This window comes from Flavobacterium anseongense (assembly GCF_021608185.1).
In the GTDB taxonomy this organism is placed as follows: domain Bacteria; phylum Bacteroidota; class Bacteroidia; order Flavobacteriales; family Flavobacteriaceae; genus Flavobacterium; species Flavobacterium anseongense.
Window position 1 is genome coordinate 1 of the sequence record NZ_JAKIHN010000011.1, and the last position, 17,945, is coordinate 17,945.

The window sequence follows — 17,945 nt, forward strand, 5'->3', positions numbered from 1 at the left end:
GTCTAAACTGTCATCACAAACCACATAAGGTGTTGGTGTGTTGATTGTAGGTGCCGTGTTTACTGTAACTACTGCCGAACCACTCTGAGACTGCAAGCAGGAAGGAGAAGCACCATCCTGAACGCTTACCAAAGCATATGTGTAAACTCCAGCTGTAGCCGTTGGTGCATTAATCGAAATACTATTCCCTGCAGCAGTTGAAACCGGTGGCTGGACTACTGTATTAATGGAATACGTAAATGTATATGGTGATGTACCATTAGAACCCGTGAAAGTAATTTGGGGAGAAGCGGAATTTTGACAAATTGTAGCTGTCCCCGAAATTGTAGCAGTCGGTAGTGGGTTAACCGTCACCGTTGCCGTTCCCGATTGATTTTGAGAACAGGCTTGAGCACTTGCATCTTGAACACTGATTAAAGTATAAGTAAATGTCCCTGATGTAACTGTAGAAACAGGAAGTGTGTAGCTACTTCCAACACTTGGTGGAGAAGTTACTGTAGTTGTTCCACCATCTGTACTATAAGTAAAAGTATACGGTGCTGTACCATTGGCTCCCGTAAAGGTAACATTTGGGCTAGCTGTATTTTGACAAACTGCTGTAGTCCCTGAAATACTGGCGGTTGGTAATGGTCTAACCGTTACAGTTGCTGAACCTGATTGATTCTGAGAACAAGCAGAAGTCCCCGACTCTTGAACACTAATTAAAGTATAAGTAATTGCTCCTGAGGAAGCTGTAGAAACCGGAAGTAAATAGGTATTTCCTGAACTTGCCGGAGTGGTAATTGTAGTTGCTCCACCATCTGTACTGTACGTAAAAGTATATGGTGCTGTACCATTAGCTCCCGTAAAGGTAATATTCGGGCTTGTTGCATTTTGACAAACAGTAGTTGCTCCTGAAATAGTAGCCGTTGGTAATGCAGTAACCGTTACGATTGCCGAACCTGATTGGTTTTGAGAACAGGCAGGAACTCCGGCACTCTGAACACTAATTAAAGTATAAGTGAATACTCCTGATGCAACTGTAGAAACCGGAATTGTATAGGTATTTCCAACACTAGGTGGAGTTGTGATTGTAGTTACTCCGCCATCAGTAGTATACGTAAATGTGTAAGGCCCTGTACCATTGGCTCCAGTAAAGGTGATGTTAGGGCTTGCTCCATTTCTACAAACGTTTGTGGTTCCTGAAACTGTAGCGGTTGGCAAGGCTCTAACCGTAACAACAGCTGAATCATTTAAAAGCTGACTACAAGGTGGCGTACCTGGTAGTGCAACACTAACTAAATCGTAAGTAGTATCAACTGTCAATGCTGGCGTAGTGAATGATGCAAACCCTGCTCCGCTTAACACTATGGTTTGATTGGAACCACTATTAATGGTATAAGTAACCGTCGCATTAGGTGTTCCGTTAAAAGTAATGACCGTTGTTGTTCCCGAACAGATTGTTGTTGTTCCTGAAATTGTAGCTGTTGGTGAAGCACTAATCGTTATGACGGCTGAACCCGATTGCGACTGACTACATGTACCTATGGCTACACTTACCAAAGCGTATGTAGTATCTATAGTCAAATTTCCTGTATTCAGAGTTGCATTACCTGAACTGTCTAATACTATGGTTTGATTAGAGCCTGCATTTACTGTATAAGTAACTGTCGCATTTGGTGTTCCGGTAAATGTTACAACAGTAGCTGATCCTGAACAAACAGAGGTTGACCCCGATATAGTTGCTGTTGGTAATGAAGTAACCGTAATTAATGCCGAACCCGTTTGAGGCTGACTACAAACAGGAGTGCCCGAAGTAGCAACACTTACCAAATTATAAGTACTATTCATAGTCAACAATGGTGTCGTTATTGTCGCAGTTCCTAATCCATCCAAAATAATTGTCTGATTTGGACCGCTATCAACCGTATAGGTTACTGTTGCATTTGGTGTTCCGGTAAATGTAATTCCTGTTGATGTTCCTGAACAAATAGTTGTTGTTCCTGATATTGTTACTGTAGGCAACTGAACAACCGTAAATGAAACCGACTGATTTAATGGTTGAGTACACAACGTATTTCCTGAACCATCAACTATTCTGACATTAGTCAAAGTATAGGTATTCATTAGTGTTGGTGATGCTGCTATAGTAAAAACCCCAGCCGCATTTAAATAAGCAGAAAGAACCGAACCGCCATCAACTGTATAATTGATATTGGCATTTGGTGTTCCTGTGAAAGTAACTGTAACCGGACTTCCAACACAAATAGAAGTGGCAGAAACACTTACCGAAGCATTTGGCACTAAGTTTACCACCAAATCAAAATCTGTTACGGCATAACAACCTGCTATGTTATCGGTAACCCTAACATAAATTGTTTCCGGATTGGAAATGTTAGAATAGATATTAGGCAAAGCATTAATACCATCATTGGCATCGGTAATTGAATTGTGAAAGGTAATCGTGTTACCGATTAGATCAGGATTTATCAAAGCCCTTACAGCATTAAGATCAAAAATCCCAACATTTGGTGTATTGCTGCAGGTTAACACATCCGGAATGTGATTAGCCGAAGGCGGTGAAGGAAAAGCTCCGGTTCCTGATGTGGCAGTTCCAGTCCATTGAATTTGAAACCCACCATCACCAATAGGTCGGTCAATCGCAATATAATAAGTTTGTCCGGGAGTTACTGTTAACCATCTGACATAACCATTCCCATCTGAACCCGGACCAGTTTGTGTGAGCAAAGTCGACCCATTCATTCCAGTGAGATTATTACTTAATCCTGCTTCAAACGGATTTGTAGTAGCACAACGTATCGGGCTTCCTAAAGATCCACAAACAGGATTTGGTCCATATACCCAAAAATCATAATCTACATTAATATCCGGATCATCCGGAATTAAATTAAAACCTAATGTTCCTCCTTGTACAATATTTATCTCGAGCCAAATCGAATTACTCTCAAATCCACCACATGAATTGATTTCTTGAATATTACCTGACCCAATAGCATTAGAGGAAAAAGCTCCGTTACCACAAACTATCAAAGCTGTAGCACAATCATTTGGTTCTTGTGCAAAAACTATATTTGATAAAAATAACAGAACAAAAAAACTTAAAAAATTCTTCATTGAATCATCCTATTTATTATGCATAATAGCCAATCTCAATCTTAATCGAGATTAGCTATTGCTTACAATCATCACTTAATTAACTTAACTTTAAACCTAATCTTTATCTACAATGATTGTTTTATTTTTTTACAATTAAAAACTCTGAACGTCTGTTTTGAGCATCCTGCTCCTGTGTGCAATTGGTTCCGCATTTTACTTTTTGCTCTGTACTACCAAATCCTTTACCAGAAATACGTCCTTTTGCAATTCCTTTAGAAATTAAATATTGCACTGTTGATTGCGCTCTCTTTTCAGATAAATTTATGTTGTACGCCGCTGAACCTTTAGAATCTGTATGCGATTTTACAAAGATAACCATTGTCGGATAATCGTTCATTACTTTAATCAACTTATCTAATTCGACTGCTCCTTGAGCTGTGATATTACTTTTATCATATTCAAAATAAACCGGATTCAAAATTACTTCCGTATCGGTTATGATTACACTTGTTGGTTCTAGAGCAACCTCAACTACCGTTTCACCGGCTTTAGAAGGCTTCACTGCCGATGCAGCATTTTCGAAATTTTGTGCCGAAACTTTCAAACCATAACCTACATTGCATTCGATATCGTAGCTCACTTTTCCTTGTGCATTAGTTTGTTTGGTTTCGATAACATTTCCTTTCGCATCTGATATAGCAACTGAAGCATTAGCTAAAACAGCTTTTGTTTTACTGTTCGTCACAACAATAGTTGCTTCTGCTTTGCAAACCGGAGTTGCTGCATAAATAGCATCAGAACCATTTCTGTTTGAAGAAAAATAACCAATATTCGCATTTTTATTAAAACTAAATGAAAAATCATCTTTTTCAGTATTTACCGGTTTACCTAAGTTTTGTGGTTTTTCACTAGTGTTTAGGTTAGTTCTGAATACATCAAAACCTCCCAATCCCTGATGACTTGTTGAAGCAAAATACAATACATTATCTTCGGTGATAAAAGGGAAATTCTCTCTGTCTGCCGTATTTACATTCGGACCTAAATTTTGTGGTTTTCCATAAGTATTGGCATCAACAGCTACTTTCCAAATGTCTGATTCACCCAAACCTCCTGGCATGTTTGAAGCAAAATACAATGTTCTTCCATCTTTGCTCAAACTCGGATTAGTAACCGAATAGCTTGTACTGTTAAATGGCAACGCTTCTACATTTGACCATTTTCCATCAACTTTAGTCGCTTTGTAAATTCCTTGTTGCCCAACTTTAATATTGCTCTTTTTATTCTTTTCATATTGTCCTTCACTATGACCGTCACGTGCAAAAAACATAGTGTTCCCATCTGCACTTAATGTCAGTGGACCATCATGAAACGGCGTATTCAACTCTCTTACCGGAGATGGTTCAGAAAAAGTCCCATTACCATCTCTGGTTGATTGGTATATATCCAAATAAGGTTGATCAATCCATTTATCTGTTTTATTTGAACTGTTTCTGTTACTAGTAAAATAAAGTATATTTTCATTGGTCAATAGCGCTCCAAAATCACTTTGCCCTTTGTTTTTGATATTGGTATCAGTAACATCAAATAGCTTGGTATTATTAGTTAAACTTGGAATATAATTCGGATTAGCCAAATGCTCTTTAGCTCTTTCATCTTTAGGCATCATTTTGGCAAAAACATCCATTTGCTTATTGGCTTCCTGATAATTTCCTAAGACTTTCAATGTTTGCGCATAGCGATAATACGTCTCTGCGGTTGCTTTTCCTTTTACTGCTTTGGCATACCATTTTGAAGCATTTTCAGAATCAAAAACATTATAATAACTCTCGGCTAATTGAGTATAAACATATTCTCCGGCAGTTTTGTTTTCTGTCAGTTTCAGATATTCCTCTATAGCCGCTACATACTGATAGCTATCAAAAAGTTTGTCCGCTTTAGCAGTGGCGCTGTTTTGTCCGTATCCGACATTTAATAGCAACAACATGCTAATGGTTAAATATACTTTCTTCATAATTGGTAGTTTTAGAAAAATCTTGGTGAAATAGATACTTTTTTAGACAAATTTAAATCAAATAACAACATAAATTCATGAGATGCAGGAGCTGTTCCTCTTATTTCTGAAGTTACATGATCATAAGCATATCCAACTCGGATAGCTGGTGTTACAGCAAAATTAACCATTGCTCCAAAAGAATCATCCATTCTATATGTTGCTCCTATTTCATATTTTTCGAAAAGTAAGAAATTAGCAGAACAATCTAACGAGGTTGGTGCGTTAAATGCCGACTTCAACATAAAAGAAGGTTTGAATTTTGTATTCGAAGATAAATCAAACACATAACCACTAGTCAAAAAATAATGTTGTGTTTCGCTACCAAATTTCAATTCCTGCCCATTTCTTGTAATATCAAGATGCTTACTTTTTAGCATATTGGGCACCGAAAGAGCAGCATAAAATTTATTGGTATAATAAAACAAACCAGTACCAATGTTTAATTTTATATTGTTCGAATTTTCGCTGAAGGCATTATCATTCGGTTGCTGTGTATAACCATTCCCGATTTCACTAAACAAACCTACCTTTTGAAAAGTAGCTCCTGTTTTTAATCCGAATGCCAGTTTGCTGGCACTTCCTATATTGATTGTATAGGAGAAATCACCGTAAATATTGTTTTCCTCTACCGGACCAATTTTATCCGAAATAACAGAAAGACCCAAACCGACATTTTTACCAACCGGACTGTGTATGGCAAAAGTCCCTGTTGTTGGAGCCCCATCTAAACCAACCCATTGTTGTCTGTAAAGCAATCCACCAGATATGCTCTCTTTTGAACCTGCATAGGCCGGATTCATAACATTCATATTATACATATATTGCGTATAATGTGGATCCTGCTGGGCTGCTACTTCCATAGAAATGATTGAAAATAGTGCTAGTGCTATATATCCTTTTTTCATTAGGCTTACCTTTTTATTTAGTAATTGATACATACTCGATTTAATTAATACTCTCTGTTAATATATACCCAACCTGTTTTGGTTGCTCCTTCATTAGTATGGATACTGTAGAAATAAGTCCCATCAGGCAATTCCTGACCGCTATCCGATTGACCTTTCCATTGATTAGTATAGTTTCCTGAGAAAGAGAAAACTATCGTTCCATATCTGTTGAAAATCGTAATCTCTTTCACTCCATAACCTGATAAATCGAAAGTATCATTCAACTGATCATTGTTTGGAGAAATTCCTCTTGGTATTAGTAAACAAGGATTATTTTCTATGGTAATGTTTTGATTAGTTGTACATCCATTTACTTCTACCGAAACTCCAAAAGTTAACGGTAAGCTTAGCGATGGATTTTGAGACAAATAATCATCAATATTCAATGTCGCAGTAGTTCCAATAGTAGTGCTTCCTTGTGTCCAAATATAATTTGCAGCACTTGAATCAAAGTTGGTGTCTATCAGTTGAAGTGTCAAGCTACTATTTTGACAGATATCATCAATAGTGAAAGTCAAATCAGGAACAATCGTAATGGTAAAATTAGTTGAACCACCAACATTACAGGTTGCAGCATTAGCGGCAACAGTATAAGTAATAATATACGTGCCAGGGGTACTTCCTGAGATATTAATTTCTCCTGTATTTTGGTTAACAAAATTCAATCCGGTTGATGAACTAAATACACCACCTGTAGTAAAGTTTGCCGAAAGTGTTGGCAAATCATTAGCGGCATTAGTACAATAACTTACATCATAACTAAATCCAGTCACCGGAGTAATACTTGCTACAATAGTAATGCTTGTCGTAAATACGCCACCATCTGTACAAGTTCCGGGATTAGCTGCCAAAGTATAAGTGATTTGATGCGTTCCTACTGCCGAAGGCGATAAAGTAACCGCTCCTGTAGATGAGTTTACCGTTACTGTTGATGAACTAAATACACCACCTGTAGCAAAATTAGCTGTCAATATCGGAAGTGGATTTGAAGAGGCATTGCTACACGTTTGAGCATAACTAAAGGTCACATTTGGCGTTGTTAACTGATTTACAGTTATTGTTGCCGAACCTGTTATTGTCTGACTACAAGCAGGAATTCCTGAACTAGTAACACTTACCAAAGTATAAGTCGTGCTTGCTGTTAAAGTTCCAGTTGTAATTGAAGCTGATCCTGTAGCATCTAAAACAATGGTTTGAGGTGTTCCGCCATCTACAGTGTAGGTAACTGTTGCATTTGCTGTCCCGCTAAAAGAAATTGTTGCAGTTGAACCTGTACAAATTGTTGTAGTTCCTGAAATTGTAGCAGTTGGTAGTGCTTGTACAGTTACTACTGCAGTTCCTGTTTGAGCTTGTGAACAAGAAGATAAACCAGCACTTGAAACACTTACTAAGTTATAGGTAAACACGCCAACTGTTGCTGTTGGAACACTGATTGAAACACTGTTCCCAGTAGTTGTTGTTATAGTTTGGTTTGCTCCACTATTGATAGTATAGATAAACGTATATGGTGCTGCACCATTAGCTCCTGTAAATGTAATTGTTGGACTAGCAGCGTTTTGACAAACTGTAGAAGTTCCTGAAATAGTAGCCGTTGGCAATGCTCCAACTGTAACTACCGCCGATCCACTAACTGCCTGACTACATAAAGTTCCATTTGCTGAAACACTTACCAAAGTATAGGTAGAATTTATTGACAATGCCGGTGTTGTAACTATTGCATTACCTGTTGCATCCAATGTTATTGTTTGATTAGAACCACCATCAACAGTATAAGTCACTGTTGCATTTGCTGTTCCTGTAAATGTAATAATTGCAGTTGCTCCCGAACAAATTGAAGTTGTTCCCGATATAGTTGCATTCGGCAATGCATTTACTGTTATCGTTGCTGAACCTGATAGTGTTTGTGTACAAGCTAATGTTCCGGTTGCCGTAATACTTACTAATGTATAAGTGCTGTTAACGGTCAATATCGGAGTTGTAATGCTCGCTAATCCGGCACTATCCAATGTAATGGTTTGACTGGCTCCACTATCTACAGTATAAGTAACAGTCGCATTTGGTGTTCCGTTAAAAGTAACCGAAGCTGTTGTTCCTTCACAAATTGCAGGAGTAGCTGAAATTGTAGCTGTTGGTAAAGCTTCTACTGTAACCAACACGCTTCCTGTTAATGGCTGACTACAAGTCGTAGTACCAGCTGAAGTAGCACTTACTAAATCATAAGTGGCATTAGCGGTCAATGTTGATGTTGTAACAGTTGCAATTCCGGTAGCATTTAATACAATAGTTTGAGGTGTTCCGCTATTTACAGTATATGTAACTGTTGCATTTGGAGTACCATTAAAAGTAACTACTGCCGTTGCACCTTCACAAATTGTAGTTGTTCCAGAAATTGTTGCAGTAGGAAGTGCAATCACCTCTACCACTATTTCGGTACGTATTCCTTCACATCCTCCTGAACCTACAACGCTAACATAGTAACTGGTTGTTCCGGCAGTTGCAGTTTGCGGTGTTGGAGCTGTCGTTGTTCCGGTTCCACCAGTTTGCTGTGTGTACCACATTAAACTATCACCAGGATTTGGAGCTGTTGCTGTTAAAGCTGTCGCTGTCGCACCTTGGCAGTAAACAACCGGTGTTGTTACTACAGGCACATCAGTTGTTCCTTGTTTAGTAATTGTTATAGATTTTTCACAATAGCGGGTATTCCAATTAAAAGTATAGGTTCCTGGTGTAGTAAATCCTGAAACATTCGTTAATCCGCTATTTGGATTTGCAATAGTGGTTGTTGCCGGATTACCAGCATCTGCAATCCATTCGCCTACTCCATTAGCATCAAAAGACATTGATGTTGTTGTACAGTCTAAAGTTGTATCGGCTGTATTTATTGTAATATCAACATTTGCTTTGAAATTGGCAGCATCTAAAAGATGTCCTATAGCATTACCAACTGTACGGAAAATAAATCGGGTTGTGGTTTGTCCACTTGGGATGTTATAAGTTCCCTGTACCAAATCCCAGTTTGAACTATTGGCATTATCTTCGGCAATCACAGTAAAAGGTCCTGAAGGCGGTCCGGCAAACAATTGCAGTGTAGTACCATTACCACTAGTCATTCTTGTGGCACTCGCAAAGCTGTAATCCATTTTTGTGATTTCAGAAGTATCAAAATCTTTGTACAATCCTTTAATGTTTGGATCACTTGGGTTCCAATCATCCTCTCCATCTTGAGTTAACTGAAGACATTGACCTCCTTCAAATGGTGTAACCCCAATATTGTTTCCTTCAAGGAAGAACATGGTTCCCCAATCGGTATTGGTTCTCCAACCTGGCGTTACTCTTGAGTTAATAATAGTAGAAACTCCGGTTACATTCTGCATTGGCAACTTCTCGAAACTATAATTAAAAGCATCCATATCACACAAATCTTCAGGTGTAGTAACACAGATGTGGAATGTTTTATCGGATACTCCGGGATCATTTAAGGTTAGTCTGATTTTATATGTATTCCCAACCACTAATTCGCTTGCGTATTTAGCAACAAATGAATTGTTATTGCTGCATCCCTTTTCAACAAGAGATCCATCGCCCTGTACTTCATACAAAGACATCATAATCTGCGGCCAAGCACCTACGAAACCTCCCGTGTAATATGTACCCGGTGCAAAGTCACTAAGTTCAACTACATGAACTTTAGACGTTGCCACAAAGTCGTACCAAATATCACCGCTGTTTACACCCGGACAAGAAGTTGGAACAGTAGAAGCTGTTGCTGAAATAAAAGAAGCATCTGCTCCTGAAAGTTCGCAGGTTGATCCTGTATTTACCTGTAAACGAACTGCATTTATCGGCTCGTCATTTCTGATAAATACTTTTGGTCCTGACCAGTAACTTTTATTTGTAGGACCACAAACTGCACGAACTAAATATTCATAAGTACCGTCAGCAGCATTCATAAAGTCAGCAGCAACAGGAGTATAAGATGGTGAATTAACAATGGTTCCTGATTGCGGAATCGTCCCTTGTCCATAAGGCTGTACAAAAACTTCCCATTGGGTTTCTGAACCTCCGGGTGTCCATGAAAAAACACCTTGTGGGTTAACTGCTAAATTGGTTGGTTGCGGACAAGTTACCACACCACAAGTGGCAACACTAGTAAACAATGTTGTGTTTACAGCACCTAATCCTAAAGGACTGGTCCAAACAATGTTATTGGATTCATCTCTAATGACAATTTGCGCTTCTGCATATTGTGTTCCGCTACCGAATCCATTCCAATACAAAGAGAATTGAACTCCTGAACATAAGAATACCTGATAATCTAAAACAGCCGGTTGACCAAATCCAGGGAATTCTAAGGCCTGTACTACTGATCCATTTTGCATTACAGTAACGTTATCGGTAACGGTACCTGTATTCCCGTTAGTAACTGACATGGTGTACTGACAAACATTTGTATAATCACATTTAGTCAGAATTTCGAATGGTCCAACCCATTCACTTTGTGATGAACCACTACAAACTGCTCTCACATAATATTGATATAAAGTTGATGGAGTCAATCCTGTTACAGTATATGGATGAGCATTGGCAGTATAAAGATAAGCTGGTAATGTATCTCCCACTGGGGCTGGTGTCCCAAAAGGCTGAACCGAGATTTGCCAGGATGTTTCTGTACCTGTTGTTTCCCAATTAACCTGAGCCGAAACATCCAAAATATTAGAAGTTCTAACATTGATTACTGACGGACAAGCTGGAATATCTTCTACAATTACATTGTCTATAAAAGTATACTGACCTCTATAGTTCCATGGGTTTGGTGGAAAAAACGGTGTATGGAAACCAATATTAATATTGGTATCAGTCGTAATTCCCGTCAAGTCAATAACTTTCTCCCTCACAGTAGTACTACTTATAACTTCATGAACAAAAGTAATATCTAGAGGACCTGCAAGAGTTGAATACGCACCTTGTGACATAGTTACTGTCAATCCATTGATGGCTGTAACTGTTGCACCAAATGGAATTTGCCATGCAAGATCTACTCTGTCTCCAATTCTAACACCTGCAACAGAAGTTAAGGTTATTGTATTAGAATCCTGAACTATTCCTGTAGCATCTGTAGGACGGACAATATTATTTTCATATAAAATAGTTGAAAACTGATTGGTAGCGACTCCATTTGTAGAAAGCATCACTTTTAAATCCTCTTCGAAATCTCCGTTACTATATGTTCTATAGTAAAAACGAAGTCTTTGTCCTGCATGTGCCGTAAGTGTAGGTGTAATTAACCAATCATTATTGTTACCGTTCGTGCCGGTAAATAAAGCAGCCATCTGGTTACCAAACATTGGTTGCATCGTTTGGTTCAGATTCCAAGTATTATCATCTGGAGCATTATTATAAATTGTCCAACATGTTTCTGTTTGTGAATTGCTGTCAAAAGTTTCTATGAAAGGTGTTGGCAAAGGATTGCAAATACTTCTGAAAGGAAATGGTCCAACCCAGTCACTACTTTCTGTGGTGCTGCAAATCGCTCTTACATAATATTCGTAAGCCGTATTTTCTGTTAATGTTGCCTGATATGTTGGGGTTCCATTTACCGTAATTCCTGAACCTGTCGGAACGCCAGTTAATGGGCTTTGTATTACTACTTCCCATTGTGTTTCGGTATAACCCGGCATCCATGATAAAGTGGCTGATGTTGGTGTTATATTAGTCGCTGTTAAAGTATTTGAATTTGGATTCGGACAAGCCGGTGCATCTTCAATTACAAAATCATCAATTGTTACGAGACCCGTTTGTGTCGGATTGGGCATATTAGGTGGCATACGGAAAGCAATATAGGTTGTTCCTGTTCCGGTAAATAAAACCGAATCTTCCATAAAACTTGCGTTTGTAAAATCATGCAAGGGAATCAAAGTAGTATACGTTGCAAAATCGGGAGTTGAAGACATTATCACTTCAAAATTTCCTCTTGGGTATAATGCGATAGGACCTATTGGAGCTGTTACTCTGTAATTGAAACGCAGCCTTTTAGGACCAACCGCATTAACCGGTACGCTGATTAACCAATCATCATAAGAAACAAAAGGGTCGAAAAAGCTAATCGGTTGTGGTCGTATGTTTGCATCGGTTCCATTGATTAGCCATTGCGCATTGTCACTATTTGCATTGTTTGTTGTCCAACAGAATTTCTTAGTATTAGGATCAGGATCATTAAAACTTTCATAATATGGCGTAGGCTGCTCAATACATACAGTATTAAAGTTAATAGGTCCAACCCAAATACTTTGCTCAGTCGCATTACAATACGCTCTCATATAGAACTCATAGCGTGTAGATGGAGTTAATCCTGTTACTGTATATGGATTAGTATTCACAATATTCCATACAGAACCAGGAGCTGGAGTTGCTGTAGGCACACCAGTTCCCAGAGGCTGAGCTACCAGTTGCCATTGTGTATTTGCATAACCATTAGTCCAGGAAATTTCAACTGAATTCGAAGTCAATGTTCCTGGAGTCACAACCGGATATGCAGGTTCAGAACAAGCCGGTAAATCTTCAACGTATACATCATCAATATATAACCAGTTTCCGGTTTGTAAAGCTCCTGGTGGTACAATCCAGGCAATATTGATGTCTGCTGTAATATTAGGCAAAGGCACTATCATTTCGATAAAATTATAAGCAGTAGTATATTGTGCCAAAGGAACTACAGTTGTGGTAAAATTAGTAGCACCAACTCCTGTCGTAGAAAGCTTCACTTCAAAAGAACCCGGGCCTCCAGTAGGATTGTCTATAATAAGACCCCAGTTACCATAAATATTATATTTGAATCGAAGTCGTTTTTGTGTCACACCATCTAAATGGAACTTTGGAGTCACCAACATATCATTATTTTGACCTTCTGTTGATGTTCTCAATTTTGCTACTGGCTCACTAAACGCATTTGGACCATAATGAAATGCACTTAAATCATTATTTAAATTTAAAGAAGTCCAGCATGGTTCCGGAATTCCATTAGCAGAGTTAGCACCCGTAAATCCTGTATAATAGGGTAATGGTTGAATGTTACATTGTGTGGTAAAAGCTCTCGGTGCTGACCAAGGTCCCGGAGTTCCACAAATAGAACGCACATATAGATTATAATCAAAACCTGGCATAAGCCCTGATATTGAATTATTTATATTTGTTGTTGTAGGCGTTCCGGCTTGCGCAGCTGTTGGTGCCGGTGATGTAGCCGGTAAAACCAAATACTCCCAAGCACTAACTAAATTGGCAACATTATCCCATGACGCCACTGCCGTAGTTTGCTGCAAATTATCAATAACCATTGAGGGTTGAGAAGGAGAAGGACAAGTTGAACCACTAACAGTAAAAGTAAAGCAAAGACCTGCTCCCGGATTGGTATGTTGGAATGGTGATGAGATCACAAATAAATAAGTATGTCCAGCTTCAGCATAAAAATTCGGAATTTGTACGGGTGTCGTATTAGTTGTAGCCAATGCATCAAGACATCCTGCAGAGGTTCCTACACCTGCGCATCCATCAAATACAAAAACACTGGAAAGTGAGTTGTAACAATTATTTGGACCTCCACCAGTGGTAATCGCTTGGGTAATATTGATTAATCCTGAAGTTGTTGGAGTATAAGAAAGATAAACATGGTTTCCAGATAATAGATTCATAGTCTGACCAATCGGCTGACAATCCATTCCCTGGCTGTTCATTTCGACATAAGTTGTACCATCATAAAACTGATCCAAATTGGTACTTAACACATAAGGTGTTGTGGTAACATCTGGCGGAATGACTATTGGAGTTGAGCAGGTTAATCCAACCATTGATGTGGTAAATTGAAACGGTCCCGCCCAGGTACTGCTGGTTGAGGCATCGCAATTGGTTATGATATAAACATCATAAGTAGTGTTAGGTGTTAGTGTAGAAGGTGTTGTATAGGTAGTTCCCGAAACAGGTATCCCTGTTGCTCCGTGACCTGCACCTGCTGCTACTACTTCAATTCCAAAATTTGTTGCTGTTGGATGAGTCCAATTGATTGTCGCACTATCAGATGTTACTACCGAAGTAATACCAGTCACAGGAGGACAACTTGAAATTACTCTGGCGTTATCAACAAACCAGCTATCTCCTGCAGTTGATGAAACTCCGGTCTGGTTCGTTATTGCTACGAAAGCAATATAAACCGGAATTCCCGGAGCTACAGAAGGAATCGGAACAATTTTTTCTTCATAAGTAGTCGCTGCAACATTAAGTTGTGTCTCTGTCCATGAAGCTAAGGTTACGTTGAAACTACTGATATCCGGCTGATTTGCTGTTGAAATTCTAACCTGATATGTTGCTCCTCTGTTCGTAAAACTTCCTTGCTTTGTCCAAAAACGAATTTCACCGTTAGCCGGAGTTATAAATTGAGACGAAATCAAAAAATATTCTGCCGTGACTCCGGTAGTAGTATTTAGTCCCGGATTTACAAAAGCGCCTCTACTTGATAAATAACCTCCTGTCGGAGTTGTTGTCCAGTTATTAGCCGGTGCAGTTGCCAAATTGGTATTTACTGCCCAGGTTCCCGGAATACCACTTTCAAAATATTCTGTAGCAAGCTGACCATAACTTAAATTAGCCATGATTAGGAAAAACAAAGCAAAAATTCGCTGAAGAACTATTTTGCTTACAGCCCCATTTTCATTAACATAGTTTTTTTGAAAAATACCATGATTAACTTTTGGTAATGTAGTCTCAAAAAAAGGATAATTTTTCTGCATTTTTTAAATTATTTTAGTTGTTGGTGTTAATTTTAATTTCTTTTTAAGTTTTTTTCTTTTTTTTAAAGATATAAAGACCATTTTGAATCAAATACTACTGTTTTTTGAAGCAAAATTCATTATTTTTTTGAATGGTGAAATCATTTTTAAATCGCTAGAAGCCCTTGATTTCAGTGATACGGGCTATAAAAATGTATTCCTTTTTATTTGCTTACACTAAGATACGCAAACAATAATTGAGGAAAAATCATTCTACTTTATAATTTACTGAATTTATAAAGTATAAAAGGAAGATTTGAGGTAAAAATTGGAGAAATTAAGTGGCTAAGCTTCTTTACTCTTTTGATTTTGGAGCAAGTAAATTTGGCTTTTTATTGTCTCGATTTCCTTTCTTTTTCTTTTGATAATTGCGTAGAAAAATAGAACAATCAATATTAAAAACAATAGTAAAACCAACAAAAGGTAGTAAAATTTAGTGGATAATTCGGCTTTCTTAACTTTAAATTCTAATTCTTTATCTCCGATAGATTCGCTTACTGAAATACGCTCTGTATTTTTAATCAGTTTTTGAGTAGCTAAGAACTTCAATTGGTAAATTTTGAATTTATCCAATTGATTTAAGGCAAGGTAATTTTCGGCTAGACCTCTATAAATTTCCTGATCTAATATTAAATCATCTACATCTGAAGAAAGATCTAATGCTTTGTTTAAAGCTACTATGGCTTCTGTATTCTTCCCTTCGAGTGTAAAAACTTTGGCTGAACCTTTCAAGGCAAAAGCTTCCAGACTTTTAGCATTAACTTCTCTGGCAATTGTGGCTGCCTGTTCAAAATTTTGGAGAGCCAATTTATTGTTATTCATCAGCAAATAGCAATTCCCTTTATTGTATATGGCAATGCTCATCTTGGTAGCCGATTCCGATTTATCTTTTATCTTCATTAACTCAGCGATACCACGGTCTATGTAGGTTATTGCTATAGCACAACTTAGCTTTTCTTTATAAATAAAACCTCTGACAACATAATTTTTCCCTAATTCCATGTGAATGGAATCTTTGTATGGATATTCCGCAATCAATTGTTCCGCCTGATCTAAATATTGTATTGATTTATCATAAACTTTTAGCTGATGGTATTGGATTCCGGTTTTATTGATAATGTTTATCTTAAGCAACTTGTCGTTGGAAAGCGGCAACAGTTCAGATGATTTTATAAGGTACTCTACTGATTTCTCGTAATCCCTTTTGGCAGAATAAGCATCGGATATTAATTTATAGCCTTTTATTTTGTAATCAACATTGTCTCCGGATTGCACAACAACCATCTCTCCTGCTTTTATTACATTATCTGGGTTGCTGTAAATTTCATTAGTGGCTACTTTAAGAATACTATCAAGCTTTTTAAAGTTCTGGGCATGAATTGAAATAGTAGTCAGCAATCCGACAACTAATACATACATCCAAAACCTCAATTTATTGGTACCCATTACTCTAAAAGATTATTCTCTTTTTCCTGATTTAACAATTCGATAAATTTCACAGGCGAAATACCCGTAATCGTTTTAAAAACTGTTGCAAAACTACTGTGTGATGAAAAACCACAGTTTTCGGCCAGATAACTAATTTTATAATTGATAAAATTAGGATCTGTTTTTAATTTTTCGATGATATAATTAACACGTAATTTGTTTATGTAGGTATTAAAATTAACATTGTAGTGTGTATTTATAATCTCCGAAAGGTATTTTGTATTGGAATCTAATTGACCAGCTAAAACGGCAAGAGAAATATCTTTATTGATAAAACGTTTAGAACTTTCGAAGCGTTTTAACTTGTTTAAGATATGCTCTTCTGTTTCCTTTAAAATAACATTTTTCTTGGGCTCACTCTTCTCAATTTTTTTATCCGTAATACTAAAACTAGTCATGAGATTGCTTCTGGTTATTTCGATATAATTGATAATTTCAACTAACCTCTTTTTGTTTGCTGCTATTTTTTGCCAAAAGAAAAAGCCTATCAGTATCACAATTAAAAAGAGTCCGGAAACTATATAAATTGTTTCTATGTATTTTGATTTTTCATCCGAATAACCATCAGCATATTCATCCGAAATAAGGTTAAAACTAGTATTGATGGCCTCCTGTTCCTGACCTTCTGTCTCATTTTGCAATTCAAAAAACTTCGAATTTATAAGTTTGTAATTGGCCACATCATTCATGGCTAAATAAATTTCACTTTGCAATTGATTGACTTTTATTTGCGAGAAAAGATTGCCAATTCGCTCAACATAGCTCATCGCTTCCTTTGACAATATTATGGCTTCTCCATATTCTTTTTTAAGAAAATGAACGCTTGCCAAACCATTCAGAACATCAATTTTAGCATAAGCATTTTCAACATTTTGCTGATTAAGATTACTAATTGCAAGTTCAAACTGCTTTTGAGCCAGTGCTAGATTTTTCTGTTTCAAATACAATTGCCCTAATGCGATGTTATAATTTAATGCTATATCATTAAAATCTTTTGCGATGTTAGCAACTGTAGATTCCACTTTTTTTAGTTCATCTATCCTTTCCTGAAGCTTACTTTCATTTGACAAAAACTTTGATTTTTCGATAGCAATAGCAACCTCCAAATACATTTGTAGCCTTTCATCAGCTACAACAGTGCTTTCAAGTTTCTCAATAATTTTCTTAGATTGTTTGTCAAGGGTCAGATTTCTTAGGATTGATATCTTTGAAATATCAATATTAATTTTTTGTTCATCTGATAAATAGTCTCTGTAATTCTTCTCTTCATAAAGAAAATTTAAAGCACTACTATAATCGCCTTTTACTATATATGCTTTAGAAATTAAGTAATTAATACGCGATTTGTCACTAACTGAAGTATTGGTTTTACTCAAAAGATACTGTGCAATTTTGAGTGCCTGATCGGGATTAGAATAAATTAAATTCTCAATATCATCAGCTAAATAATACTTACTTAAAGTTTGCGCATTAGTTACACTATGGAGGAGTCCAAATAGTAATAGGATATGAAAATATCTGTTAATAGGGGTTAGATATTTCATG

The 17,945-nt window shown here is 37.3% G+C and carries 6 protein-coding genes; all 6 read right to left on the reverse strand.

What is annotated here, in order from left to right; all coding sequences use genetic code 11:
• Nucleotides 1–3,114: beta strand repeat-containing protein (locus tag L1S35_RS12485; RefSeq protein ID WP_370641068.1), on the reverse strand; the 3,114-nt coding region annotated here is incomplete at its 3' end.
• A 121-nt stretch (nucleotides 3,115–3,235) separates the two neighbouring features.
• Nucleotides 3,236–5,107: an OmpA family protein gene (locus tag L1S35_RS13330; RefSeq protein ID WP_305070388.1), complete on the reverse strand. Its 1,872-nt coding sequence runs from the start codon at nucleotides 5,105–5,107 to the stop codon at nucleotides 3,236–3,238.
• Between the two features lie 11 nt (nucleotides 5,108–5,118).
• On the reverse strand, nucleotides 5,119–6,054 hold the full coding sequence (locus tag L1S35_RS12495) for a PorP/SprF family type IX secretion system membrane protein (RefSeq protein WP_236401198.1): 936 nt from the start codon (nucleotides 6,052–6,054) through the stop codon (nucleotides 5,119–5,121).
• A gap of 44 nt (nucleotides 6,055–6,098) precedes the next feature.
• Nucleotides 6,099–14,873, reverse strand: coding sequence for a choice-of-anchor J domain-containing protein (locus tag L1S35_RS12500; RefSeq protein WP_236401200.1), 8,775 nt, complete (start codon nucleotides 14,871–14,873; stop codon nucleotides 6,099–6,101).
• A 324-nt stretch (nucleotides 14,874–15,197) separates the two neighbouring features.
• Nucleotides 15,198–16,331 (reverse strand): tetratricopeptide repeat protein, encoded by a 1,134-nt coding sequence (locus L1S35_RS12505; protein WP_236401202.1) that lies wholly within the window; start codon nucleotides 16,329–16,331, stop codon nucleotides 15,198–15,200.
• Between the two features lie 26 nt (nucleotides 16,332–16,357).
• A complete protein-coding gene (locus L1S35_RS12510) occupies nucleotides 16,358–17,944 on the reverse strand; it encodes a helix-turn-helix domain-containing protein (protein WP_236401204.1) in 1,587 nt (528 codons plus the stop codon).
• Nucleotide 17,945 lies beyond the last annotated feature (1 nt).